The sequence below is a fragment of the Herbaspirillum sp. CAH-3 genome (assembly GCF_009668275.1).
GTDB classification, from domain to species: Bacteria; Pseudomonadota; Gammaproteobacteria; order Burkholderiales; family Burkholderiaceae_D; genus Herbaspirillum; species Herbaspirillum aquaticum.
In genome coordinates this window covers 389,029-400,914 of sequence record NZ_VSWE01000001.1, presented here as the reverse complement: position 1 = coordinate 400,914, position 11,886 = coordinate 389,029, and the positions used below count along the sequence as shown (strand labels likewise).

The window sequence follows — 11,886 nt, the reverse complement described above, 5'->3', positions numbered from 1 at the left end:
GGGAAGTCAGCACAGTTCAACAGCAGCGCCCCACCCGCCCCTTGCCGCCATAGCGCGCTTCCTGGCGCTCGCGGAAGAATTCTTCATAGGTCATCACGCAGTGATCCGGATGAGAGGCCTTCATGTGGGCCACATAGGTATCGTATTCAGGCATGCCCACCATCAGGTTCAGGGTGCGGCCGACCTGGCGCCGCCAGGCCATCAGTTGCGCCAGGGCGCCAGGTTTGCTCATGCTGTTCTCCTTGCTGCAAAAAGCTTCACTGCGGGGCTACGGCACTGGCTGGCAGCGCCTGGTAGGCTGATTCCTTGACGCTGGGCTGGTGCGCCGCACGCGCCTTCAATACGGTACGAATACCGAACACCAGCACGCTCACCACCACCAGCATGAACATCGCGGCCAGGCCGGCATCGACGTAATCGTTGAAGATCACCTGGCGCATCTGCTCGATCGACTTGGCCGGTGCCAGCAGCTTGCCTTCGTCCAGCGCCGCCTGGTACTTCTGCGCATGCGCCAGGAAACCCACGCGCGGATTGGCATCGAAGACCTTTTGCCAGCCGGCGGTCAGGGTGCAGATCAGCAGCCAGGTCGTGGGCACCACGGTGACCCAGGCGAAGCGGTCGCGCTTCATCTTGAACAGCACGCAGGTCGCCAGGATCAGGGCAATACCGGCCAGCATCTGGTTGGAGATGCCGAACAGCGGCCACAGGGTATTGATGCCGCCCAGCGGATCGACCACGCCCTGGTACAGGAAGTAACCCCAGCCGGTCACGCACAGGCCGGTGGCGATCAGGCTGGCAGCCCAGGAATCGGTGCGCTTCATCGGCGGGATGAAGGCGCCCAGCAAGTCTTGCAGCATGAAGCGGCCGGCACGGGTACCCGCATCCACGGCAGTCAGGATGAACAGCGCCTCGAACAGGATGGCGAAGTGGTACCAGAAGGCCATCATGGCTTCCCCCGTCACGCCGGAGAGAATCTGGGCCATGCCCACGGCCAGCGTAGGCGCGCCGCCGGCGCGCGAGATGATGGTATGTTCACCCACGGCCTGGGCGGTATGGGTCAGCATCTCGGGGGTGATGTGGAAGCCCCACTGCGAGATTACCTGGGCCACGTTCTCCGGCGTGGTGCCGATCAGCGCGGCGGGACTGTTCATGGCGAAGTAGATGCCCGGCTCGATGCAGGAAGCCGCGATCAGCGCCATGATGGCCACGAAGGATTCCATCAGCATGGCGCCATAGCCGATGAAGCGGGCGTGCTTTTCGTTTTCCAGCAGCTTGGGCGTGGTGCCCGAGGAAATGAGCGCATGGAAGCCCGAGACCGCACCGCAGGCGATGGTGATGAACAGGAACGGGAACAGCGAACCCGACCACACCGGACCACTGCCGTCGATGAAGCGGGTCACCGCATGCATCTTCAGGTGCGGGGCAATGAAGATGATGCCCAGCGCCAGCGCCACGATGGTGCCGATCTTCAGGAAGGTGGACAGGTAATCGCGCGGTGCCAGCAGCAGCCACACCGGCAGCACCGAGGCAACGAAACCATAGCCGATCAGCATCCAGGTCAGCTGCTTGCCGTTGAAGGTGAACATCTGGCCCAGCACGGCATGTTCCTGCACAAACTGGCCGCCGACGATGGCCAGCATCAGCAGCACGAAGCCGATCCACGAGACTTCGCCAATGCGGCCCGGACGAATGTAGCGCGAATAGACGCCCATGAAGAGCGCAATGGGAATGGTCGCGGCCACGGTGAAAGTGCCCCACGGCGACTCGGCCAGGGCCTTGACCACGATCAGCGCCAGCACCGCCAGGATGATGACCATGATCATGAAGGCCCCGAAGAGCGCGATCACGCCGGGTACCTGCCCCAGTTCGGACTTGATCAGGTCGCCCAGCGAGCGGCCGTCGCGGCGGGTGGAGATGAACAGCACCATGAAGTCCTGCACGGCACCGGCAAAGACCACGCCGGCCAGGATCCACAGCATGCCCGGCAAATAGCCCATCTGCGCGGCCAGCACCGGGCCCACCAGGGGACCGGCACCGGCGATGGCGGCGAAGTGGTGGCCGAACAGCACGTACTTGTTGGTGGGCACGTAATCCAGGCCATCGTTGAACTTGTAGGCCGGCGTCATGCGCGCGCCATCCAGGCCCAGCACGCGCTCGGCGATGAATTTGCTGTAGAAGCGGTAGGCGATCAGGTAGACGCACACCGAGGCCACGACCAGCCAGACGGCATTGATCGATTCGCCGCGCTGCAATGCGACGTAGGCGCAGGCCCCGGCGCCACCCAGGGCGACAGCCAGCCAGCCCAGTCTGGAAACCAAGCGGTTCATTGTTCTCCTCCTTGCGGATATGAATTGTTGTGGGAAATCTTGTTGTCGTCAGTGCGTCGTCGTCCAGGTCCACATGAATGAAACTGATCGAACGGACGCACTGCGCAGGATGCCCGCCAGTATCGGCATGCCCCTGCTGCCCCACAAGCGCAGCACTACGCAGAGCCGCTACGTAGAATTACGCAGGGTGAAGGGATTTTCTTCCGTGGTGATAACGGGCAGGCAAACGAGATGAAGATTTACGCGGGCACCCATAGGCTTTGGGTAGAATCGCGGGCATGAAACTGCGCCAGAAAATCATCTTCCTCGCCATCGTCCCGCTGTGCCTGGCCTTTGCGGCCATCGCGCTGGTGGTGCGTTACCAGGCGGTGGAACTGGCGCGCCAGCAGCGTTCCACCATCGAAGCCGCCTACCTGGCCAGCAAGAATACGGAGCTACGCCACTACGTCGACCTGGCCCAGCATGCGCTGGCCCATCTCTACGACACCGGACGCACCGATGACGCCATCAAAGAAGAAGCCAGGCGCATCCTGGCCGACCTGGAGTTTGGCGACGACGGCTATTTCTTCGTCTATGACGACCAGGGCCGCAGCATCATGCATCCGCGCCAGCCGGAACTGGTCGGGCGCGAGATGTGGGACTGGCGCGATGCCTCCGGCAGCCCGACCATCCAGCACCTGATCGAACGCGCCCACCAGGGCGGCGGCTTTGAGCGCTACCTGTGGCGCAAGCCCTCCAGCAAGACCGTGGCGCCCAAGCTGGGCTACGTGATCGCACTGCCGCGCTGGGGCTGGGTGATCGGCACCGGCATTTACCTCGATGATGTGGAAGCGGCACTGGCCCAGGTCGATCACCAGAATTCCGGCTACCTGCACCAGACCATGCTGCTCATCGCGATCATCGCTTTATCCAGCGCGCTGGCGGTGGGACTGGCCGGCCTGCTGCTGAACCTGAGCGAGCATCGCGTGGCCGATGCCAAGCTGCGCCAGCTGGCCCAGCGCGTGGTGCGTTCGCAGGAAGAAGAACGCGCGCGCCTCTCGCGCGACCTGCATGACGGCATCAGCCAGTGGCTGGTCTCCATCAAGCTGCAGATCGAAGCCGCCCTGGAACGCCTGCGCGGCACGCCCGAACAGGCGGCGGCGGCGCGCGCCGGCTTTGAAAAGACCGCCATCCAGATCAACGGCGTGCTGGCCGAAGTGCGCCGCATCTCGCACGATTTGCGGCCGGCCATCCTCGATGATCTCGGACTGGCGGCGGCACTGGAACACCTGTGCGGCGAGTGGCGCGAAAGCAGCCCGCAGACACAGATCGTCTTCGAGCATGAGCGCCAACGCGAGGACGGCGCGGCGCTCTCGGACGTGGTCAACACCGTGCTGTTCCGCGTGGCGCAGGAAGCGCTCACCAACATTGCACGGCATGCCAACGCCAGCCAGATCCGCATGCGCCTGTATGACGGCCACAACCTGCTGATGCTGCAAGTGCAGGACAACGGCAACGGCTTCGATCCCGGCCAGGTAGACGATCATTCGCGCCACGGCATCGGACTGCGCAACATGCGCGAACGCATGGAAGCCGTTGGTGGTGAGCTGGCCATCGATTCATCGGCTGCCGGTACCAGCATCAGCGCCGTCATTGCCCGCTCTTCCCTCTTCCCTTCGCCCCATGTCTGAGACCGCCAACCCCATCTCCCCCGCCCCTGCCGCTGCTACTACGCGCATCATGCTCATCGACGATCATCCGCTGGTGCGCGACGGCTTGCGCGCGCGACTGGAAACCGTGCCCGGACTGGAAGTGGTGGCCGAGGCGGGCAATGCCGAGGAGGCACTGGCCGCCGCCGCCCTGCATCAGATCGATCTCACACTGATGGACATCAACATGCGCGGCATCAACGGCATCGAGCTGACGGCGCGTTTTCATGCGCTGCATCCGGAGATCGCGGTACTGATCCTGAGCATGCATGACAAGGCGGAATACGTGATGCAATCGATCCAGGCAGGTGCCCGCGGCTATGTGCTCAAGGACGCGCCCAGCCAGGACATCGTGCATGCCATCGAAACGGTACGCTCGGGCGGGATCTACTACAGCGCCGCACTGGCGCGCCAGCTGACCCAGCCACTGCCGGTGCGCGAGTTGCTCACGCAGCGCGAGCGCGAAGTGCTGCAGCACATTGCCAATGGTGAATCGAACAAGCAGATCGCCCGCGAGCTGGACCTGAGCGTACGGACGGTGGAAACCCACCGGCTCAACATCAAGCGCAAGCTCAATATCGATGGGCAGGCGGAACTGATCAAATTTGCGGTGGAATCGCGCGGGGCGGGCTAGCGCGCCGGGCTGGGGGAGACATCCAGCACCAGCGGGCGGGCATAGGGAATCTCGGTGCGATGGGCTGCGGCGTTCAGGGCGATCTCCCGGAAGTCTGCGGCCTCCGGACTGGCAGACGCGCCCTGCCCTGCACGCCATGCGGCGCAGGCGTGCAGCATGCGGATGGACCCGGCATGGCAGATCACGATGACGCCCTCGGCGCTGGTGGCGAGCAGGTCGTCGAAGGCTTGCCACATGCGGCCTGCCACCTCGGTCAAAGTCTCGCCACCGCCGGGTGCGTAATGCGCAAGATCGGCATTCCATGCCTCGACTTCGGCCCAGGGGATGTCATCCCAGGGGCGCAGCTCCCATTGGCCGAAATCCATTTCCTGCAGCCGCGGATCCAGCTGCGGTGCGGGACGATGCATGGCCTGCGCGAGGGAGTGCGCGAGCTTCGCGCAGCGCTGCAGGGGGCTGCTCACCAGCGGCCAGTCATGGGGCAGCGCCCGCAACTGCGGCAATAGTTGCGCCGCGCTCTGCGCCAGCATCTCGGGAGCGACCGCAATATCGCTGCGACCATAACAGGTGCTCTTGTCCACGAGCGGCTGGGGATGCCGGACCAGATGCAGGCGCATGGGCATGGCTCAGGGATTCCACCACGAAGGCAGTGAGGCAAGCGCACCGAGATAGAAGGCCGTCTCGCTCAACTGCTGGACCGCACCGAGGCAATCCCCGGTATAGCCGCCGAGGCGACGCCGGAAGCGCCAGGCCAGCCAGATCGTCGCCAGTGTCGCCAGCAGCATGCCGGCAGCGATGCGCTGCCAGGACATCATGCCCAGCGCGATCACGCCGATCACCGGCAGCACCGCAAACGAGGTCGCCAACAGGAATTCGCCATGCCCCATCTGCTGCGCCAGTGGCTTGGCCTTGCCCTCCTCACGGACATAATCCATGCGCCAGATGAGGCAGGTGGCCAGCCAGCGCGACAGCGGATGAGCCATCCCCAGCACGGCCAGCACCTGCAACGGCAGCAGCGCCTGCAAGGCCGCCAGCTTGGCCAGCAAGAGCGCGACGATACCGATCACGCCATAACTGCCCAGGCGCGAATCACGCATGATCTCCAGCGCACGTTCACGGCTGACTGCGCCACCGAGGCCATCGCAGACATCGGCGAATCCGTCCTCATGGAAGGCGCCGGTAAGCCAGATCCCGGCTGCGGTGGACAGCAGCACCGCCACCCCCTGTGGCCAGAACTGCACGGCCAGCAGGTAGACCAGGGCACAGGCCCAGGCCACGATCCAGCCGACCAGCGGAAAATAGCGCGTGGCGTGCTGCAGCCAGTGTGGCTGGAAGCCCACCCAGCGCGGGATCGGCAGCCGTGTGAAGAATTGCAGCGCCGTGAAGAACAGGCGCAGCTGGTACAGCGGGCCCTCACTGCACGATGGCGGCGCAGAGGTGAAGTCTTTGTCAGACATGTTTTTCGCTGACGCTGGCCGAGGAGAAAGTGGCCATGCGTTCCAGGAAATTGACGGCCGCACGCAGCAGCGGCAAGGCCAGCGCGGCCCCGGTGCCCTCGCCCAGGCGCAGGTCCAACTGCATCAGCGGCGTGGCCCCCAGGTACTGCAGCATGCGGCGATGGCCGGCCTCATCCGAGCAATGCGAAAACACGCAGTACTCCAGCACGGCCGGCTGCAGGGCGGCCGCCACCAGCAGCGCCGAGGTGACGATGAAGCCATCGATGAGCACCACCTTGCGGCGCTGTGCTGCACCGAGCATGGCCCCCGCCATGAAGGCGATCTCGAAGCCACCCAAGGCCGCCAATCGCTGCAGCGGTGTGCTCGCTTGCGCATGCAGGTGCAGCGCGCGCGTCACCGCATCGGCCTTGCGGGCGACTCCCTGGGCATCAAGGCCGGTACCGGCGCCGACGCATTCTTGCACCGGCACGCCTGTGAAGGCCGCCATCAACGCGGCAGCGGCTGTGGTATTGCCGATCCCCATCTCGCCGAAGCCCAGCACATCGGCCTGCAGCGATTCGGCGAACTGGAGGCCGGCCTGCAGCGCGGCCTCGCATTGCGGTGCCGTCATTGCCGGCGCTTCGCAGAAATTGGCGGTACCGGCTGCGATCTTGCGGTCCAGCAGGCCATCGCGCTGGCCGAAATCATGATTGACGCCGGTATCGACGATATAGAGCGCGCATTCATTCTGGCGCGCGAAGATGTTGATCGCGGCACCGCCAGCGAGGAAGTTCTCCACCATCTGCCAGGTCACGCTTTGCGGATAGGCTGAGACGCCCTCCGCGGTGACGCCATGATCCCCGGCACAGACCACGATGGCGCTCTGGCGCAGCACCGGATGGTCGCTGCCCTGGATCAGGCCGATCTGGCGCGCCAGGCGCTCCAGCGCGCCGAGGCTGCCAAGGGGCTTGGTCTTGTCGTTGATGCGCGCGTCGAGACGCGCGGCCAGGGCGGCGTCATACGGAGAGGCGATGGCGGGAATCTGCATGAAGAGAGGCTCTGCGCCGCACGATGCGGCAGGATCAAGGGAGCGTCAGTATACGAGATCGGCGCTTGCAGCGGCAGGACAGTGGCCGGCGCAGGTGAAAAAGAAAGGGAGCCCCAAGGCTCCCTTCATGGTGATTGCAGCGCGGGCAGGTCAGGCCTTGGCCGCGGCCTTGTCGAGCACGCCGAAGATGGTCGCGGCCAGTTCGTTGGCTTCGAACTTGGCGACGTAGGCATCCCCGCCCACGCTCTTGACGTGATCCTCGTTGGCCGAACCGGACAGTGAAGAGTGGATGATGACGGGAATGTTTTTCAGGAAGTCCTCGCGCTTGATGTTGCGCGTGAGGGTGAAGCCGTCCATCTCCGGCATTTCCAGATCGGTCAGCACGAAGGAGATCTTGTCAGCAATCGGCTTGCCCTCGGCGCGCGCTTCCTTGGCCAGTTTCTGGATCTTGTCCCAGGCATCCTTGCCGGTGACATGCATCTCGAAGGGAATTTCCATGGCCCGCAAGCCCTGCTCGATGAGCGAACGGGCTACCTTGGAATCGTCGGCGGCGATGGCCACCGCGCCGGGGCGCATGCCATGGCCGGCGCTCTTTTCCAGGTTTTCCATCTTCATGTTGCGATCGCTGGGCATGATCTCGTGCAGGATCTGCTCCACATCCAGCACCTGCGCCAGGCGGCTGGTGTCCTTGTCCTGGTCCAGGCGCGCGATGCTGGTGACGAAGGCGCCACCGCTGCTGGTTTCGGCCGAGAGGACCTGGCTCCATTCGAGGCGCACGATCTCGTCCACCGATTCCACCGCAAAGGCCTGGGTGCTGCGCGCGTATTCGGTGACCAGCAGGATGTTGAGGCCCGTCTTGGGCACACAGCCCACCACCGCCGGCAGGTCGATCACCGAGATGATCTGGCCACGGATGTTGACCATGCCCAGCATCGGCGATTGCGTACCGGCGGCCTTGGTAACCGGCGGCATGGGCACGATTTCGCGGATCTTGAAGACGTTGATGCCAAACAGCTCGGAACGCTCACCATGTGGATCCGCCCCCAGGCGGAACAGCAGCAGCTCGAACTTGTTGGATGCGGTGAGATTGGTTCTTTCGTCAATCTCTTTCTGAAAATTGTCCATGCCCCCTCCCCAGGATGCGAATGATAGTGACAGGCGAAAAGCCTGACTCAGCAATGTAGTAGGGAAAGATGGTCGTGGCAATCAGGCAAATGCCGATAGTCGACATTTTTCATTCTTGCCTTGTCGCATGTATCGAAATACCACGCTCGCTGCCTGGCAGGAGAGACGCATCGTACCGCCACGACGAACAAGCAGACGAGGAAACCAAAAACTGGGGGTATCCGCGTGATGTGCAGGATGCACTCGGCGTTGAGGAAGGAAAAGCAACGAGAGCGGCGGGTGCGCAAATGCAGCGCAGAAATGAAAAGAGGAAGCCCGAAGGCTTCCTCTTTCAATTTGGAGCGGGAGAAGAGTCTCGAACTCTCGACCTATACCTTGGCAAGGTATCGCTCTACCAACTGAGCTACTCCCGCATGGGACTTTTACATCTACTGCAACAGGCTGCCGAAGCTGCCTGGTTTGAAACTGGAGCGGGAGAAGAGTCTCGAACTCTCGACCTATACCTTGGCAAGGTATCGCTCTACCAACTGAGCTACTCCCGCATGGAAACTTACACTTTACTGCTGCAGGAAGCCGAAGCTGCCTGCCTTGAATCTGGAGCGGGAGAAGAGTCTCGAACTCTCGACCTATACCTTGGCAAGGTATCGCTCTACCAACTGAGCTACTCCCGCATGGAGCGTTTTGGAGGCGGGGGTCGGGATCGAACCGGCGTAGACGGCTTTGCAGGCCGCTGCATAACCACTTTGCTACCCCGCCTTGGGGACACGCATACTACCTAAAACACGTGTTGTTTGCAAACATCTTTTTTGACTTTTTTCGACTTGCGCCGCAGCCAAAATTTCAATGCTCGCTCACCTATCACAATAAAAAAAGGAAGCTTTGTCAGGCTTCCTTTTTTCCAAGTAACTTGGAGCGGGAGAAGAGTCTCGAACTCTCGACCTATACCTTGGCAAGGTATCGCTCTACCAACTGAGCTACTCCCGCATCGAAAACAGAACGCTATTATAAGGCAGCGTTGGTATTTGTCAACTATCGATCTTAATTATTTAATTATTTTTTTCTGTTCCCGGCATCGGCTTCCTTGATCATCGGCATCGCGCGGCGCAGGTAGTACAGCATCGACCACACCGTCAGCACCGCCGCCACCAGCAGCAGCAAGCTGCCCCACAGGCGCGTATCGATGAAGCCGAACAGGCTGTCGTAGTACAGCAGCATGGGGATGGCGATCATCTGTGCGGTGGTCTTGATCTTGCCCAGCGAACTGACCGCCACTGACTTGGAGGCGCCGATCTGGGCCATCCATTCACGCAGCGCCGAAATGGCGATCTCGCGGCCGATGATGATGAAGGCGATCACCGGATGCACGCGATCCAGGTGCACCAGCACCAGCAAGGCGCCGGTGACCATGAGCTTGTCGGCCACCGGGTCGAGGAAGGCGCCAAAGGCGGAGGTCTGGTTCCAGCGGCGCGCCAGGAAGCCATCGAACCAGTCGGTAGCGGCCGCGACGATGAACACGGCCGTGGCGGCGATGCCCTGCTCGTAACGGTTCAAGCCAATCTCAGGCAGGTAATAGACCCCGACGACCAGAGGAATGAGCGCCACCCGCAACCAGGTCAGCAGAATCGGAATATTGAAAGGCATACGTCTTGGAGGGTTGGAGCGGCGTACACGAAAAAAAATTTACCGAATAGTAGCAGAGTCATCCCCTGCTGCGCCCGCCTTTACGTCGGTGCGCGCAGCAGCGGTGCAGCAGCTTGAACGAACTCAGTGCAACTGGCGGTAGATTTCCTCGGCCAGCTGGCGCGAGATGCCTTCCACGGAGGCCAGGTCATCCACGCTGGCATCGGCCACGCCGCGCAGGCCACCGAAGCGCACCAGCAGGCGCTGGCGGCGCTTGGCACCGATGCCCTCGATCTCTTCCAGGCGCGAGGTCTGGCGTGCCTTGGCGCGCTTGGCGCGCATGCCGGTGATGGCAAAACGGTGCGCTTCGTCGCGGATCTGCGCGATCAGCATCAGTGCAGCCGATTCCTTGCCCAGCTCCTTGGGCGCACGGCCATCGGCGAAGACCAGGGTCTCCAGGCCGACCTTGCGCCCTTCCCCCTTGGCCACACCGACGATCAGACTGATGTCCAACCCCAGTTCGGTCAGCACCTGACGCGCCATCTCGACCTGGCCTTTGCCGCCGTCGATCAGGACGATGTCCGGCATCACGCCTTCGCCGTTGGCGACCTTCTCGTAGCGGCGCGTGAGCACCTGGCGCATGGCGGCGTAGTCATCGCCGGGCGTGATGTCGTTGATGTTGTAGCGGCGGTATTCACCGTTCTGCATCGCATGGTGATGGAACACCACGCACGAGGCTTGCGTGGCTTCACCTTGGGTGTGGCTGATGTCGAAGCATTCGGCGCGCAGTTCGTCCAGGTCTTCGCGTTCCAGCTCCAGGACTTCGGCCAGCGCACGCGTGCGGGCCTGCTGCGAGCCTTGCTCGGACAGCAATCGTGCCAGTGCGATCCCGGCCCCCTTGGCGGCCATCTCCAGCCACTGGCGACGTTGGCCCTGTGGCTGGAAAGTCAGCGTGATGCGATGGCCGCACTGCTCCATCAAGGCCATCATCAGGGCCGGATCATCGAATTCGGTGCCGACGATGAGCGAGCCGGGGATGAACTTGTCGATGTAGTGCTGGGCCAGGAAGGCTTTGAGCACTTCCACCTCGATGCTGTCCTCGGCGGTGTCCATCGCATCATCCACATGCGTGGGGAAATAGGCGCGGTCGCCGAGGTGGCGCCCGCCGCGCACCATCGCCAGGTTCACGCAGGCACGGCCGCCCTGCACCACCACGGCGATGATGTCGATGTCGGCGTCGCTGACCGTCTCCATACTCTGCTGGTGCAGCACGCTGGAGAGCGAACCGATCTGGTCGCGCACGGCAGCGGCCTGTTCGAATTTCAGGTCGGCGGCGAAGGCATGCATCTTCTGCTCCAGCGCTTCCATCACTTCGCTCTGGCGGCCGCGCAGGAATTTGGAGGCATTCTCCACGTCGAGCGCGTAATCCTCGCGGCTGACCAGGTTCACGCAGGGTCCGCTGCAGCGGTGGATCTGGTGCAGCAGGCAGGGCCGCGTACGGTTGGTGAAGACGGTGTCTTCGCACGTGCGCAGCAGGAACACCTTCTGCAGGATCTGGATCGATTCCTTCACTGCGCCGGCGTTGGGGAACGGACCGAAATACTGGCTGCGCTTGTCCACCGCGCCGCGATAGTAGGCCATGCGCGGGAAGGCGTGGCCGGTGATCTTCAGGTAGGGATAGGACTTGTCGTCGCGGAAGAGGATGTTGAAGCGAGGGCGCAGCGTCTTGATGAGATTGTTTTCCAGCAGCAGCGCTTCAGCCTCGCTGCGGGTGACCGTGGTTTCGAGGCGCGCAATGCGCTCGACCATCATGGCAATGCGCGCACTGGTGAGGGTCTTCTGGAAATAGCTGGAGACACGCTTCTTGAGGTCGCGCGCCTTGCCCACGTAGAGCACGTTGTCCTCGGCGTCGAAGTAGCGATAGACGCCCGGCAGGTGCGGCAGCCGGGCAACCGTGTCCAGCACGACTTCACGCGGGTCGGGGAGCGGGGATACTGGGATCTCGGACATG

General features: G+C 62.9%; 10 protein-coding genes and 5 tRNA genes. 2 read left to right on the top strand and 13 right to left on the bottom strand.

Annotation, left to right across the window (positions count from 1 at the left end; genetic code table 11):
* Positions 1 to 16: 16 nt before the first annotated feature.
* Positions 17 to 202, bottom strand: a complete 186-nt coding sequence (locus FYB76_RS01915) for a YbdD/YjiX family protein (RefSeq protein ID WP_370516285.1) — start codon at positions 200 to 202, stop codon at positions 17 to 19.
* 55 nt (positions 203 to 257) lie between these two features.
* Positions 258 to 2,327, bottom strand: coding sequence for a carbon starvation CstA family protein (locus FYB76_RS01910; protein ID WP_154132490.1), 2,070 nt, complete (start codon positions 2,325 to 2,327; stop codon positions 258 to 260).
* 278 nt (positions 2,328 to 2,605) lie between these two features.
* On the opposite strand from FYB76_RS01910, the gene FYB76_RS01905 reads away from it, so the two are divergent.
* Complete coding sequence (locus FYB76_RS01905; RefSeq protein ID WP_154132489.1) at positions 2,606 to 3,997, top strand: cache domain-containing protein; 1,392 nt, start codon at positions 2,606 to 2,608, stop codon at positions 3,995 to 3,997.
* The gene (locus tag FYB76_RS01900; RefSeq protein ID WP_154132488.1) at positions 3,990 to 4,649 is read left to right on the top strand and encodes a response regulator transcription factor; all 660 of its coding nucleotides are present in this window, start codon (positions 3,990 to 3,992) and stop codon (positions 4,647 to 4,649) included. The genes FYB76_RS01905 and FYB76_RS01900 overlap by 8 nt, the downstream gene beginning before the upstream one ends.
* On the opposite strand, the gene FYB76_RS01895 is transcribed toward FYB76_RS01900, so the two are convergent.
* The 11 genes from FYB76_RS01895 to uvrC form a co-directional block, all read right to left on the bottom strand.
* The gene (locus FYB76_RS01895) at positions 4,646 to 5,263 is read right to left on the bottom strand and encodes a histidine phosphatase family protein (protein WP_154132616.1); all 618 of its coding nucleotides are present in this window, start codon (positions 5,261 to 5,263) and stop codon (positions 4,646 to 4,648) included. The two genes, FYB76_RS01900 and FYB76_RS01895, sit on opposite strands and share 4 nt — an antisense overlap.
* Positions 5,264 to 5,272: 9 nt before the next feature.
* A complete protein-coding gene (locus FYB76_RS01890; RefSeq protein WP_154132487.1) occupies positions 5,273 to 6,103 on the bottom strand; it encodes an adenosylcobinamide-GDP ribazoletransferase in 831 nt (276 codons plus the stop codon).
* Entirely contained in the window at positions 6,096 to 7,130 is a 1,035-nt protein-coding gene (gene cobT, locus FYB76_RS01885; RefSeq protein ID WP_154132486.1) for a nicotinate-nucleotide--dimethylbenzimidazole phosphoribosyltransferase, read from the bottom strand. Before cobT ends, FYB76_RS01890 begins: the two co-directional genes overlap by 8 nt.
* 150 nt (positions 7,131 to 7,280) lie before the next feature.
* The gene (locus FYB76_RS01880) at positions 7,281 to 8,255 is read right to left on the bottom strand and encodes a chemotaxis protein (RefSeq protein WP_088753673.1); all 975 of its coding nucleotides are present in this window, start codon (positions 8,253 to 8,255) and stop codon (positions 7,281 to 7,283) included.
* Between the two features lie 337 nt (positions 8,256 to 8,592).
* Positions 8,593 to 8,668: transfer RNA gene (locus FYB76_RS01875), tRNA-Gly, on the bottom strand.
* A gap of 53 nt (positions 8,669 to 8,721) precedes the next feature.
* A tRNA-Gly gene (locus tag FYB76_RS01870) sits at positions 8,722 to 8,797 on the bottom strand.
* Positions 8,798 to 8,850: 53 nt separating this feature from the next.
* Positions 8,851 to 8,926: transfer RNA gene (locus FYB76_RS01865), tRNA-Gly, on the bottom strand.
* A gap of 11 nt (positions 8,927 to 8,937) precedes the next feature.
* Positions 8,938 to 9,011 (bottom strand) — tRNA-Cys (locus tag FYB76_RS01860).
* A 152-nt stretch (positions 9,012 to 9,163) separates the two neighbouring features.
* Positions 9,164 to 9,239: transfer RNA gene (locus tag FYB76_RS01855), tRNA-Gly, on the bottom strand.
* 66 nt (positions 9,240 to 9,305) lie between these two features.
* Positions 9,306 to 9,896: a CDP-diacylglycerol--glycerol-3-phosphate 3-phosphatidyltransferase gene (gene pgsA, locus FYB76_RS01850; protein ID WP_088753672.1), complete on the bottom strand. Its 591-nt coding sequence runs from the start codon at positions 9,894 to 9,896 to the stop codon at positions 9,306 to 9,308.
* Between the two features lie 123 nt (positions 9,897 to 10,019).
* Complete coding sequence (gene uvrC, locus FYB76_RS01845) at positions 10,020 to 11,885, bottom strand: excinuclease ABC subunit UvrC (protein WP_154132485.1); 1,866 nt, start codon at positions 11,883 to 11,885, stop codon at positions 10,020 to 10,022.
* Position 11,886: the final 1 nt, after the last annotated feature.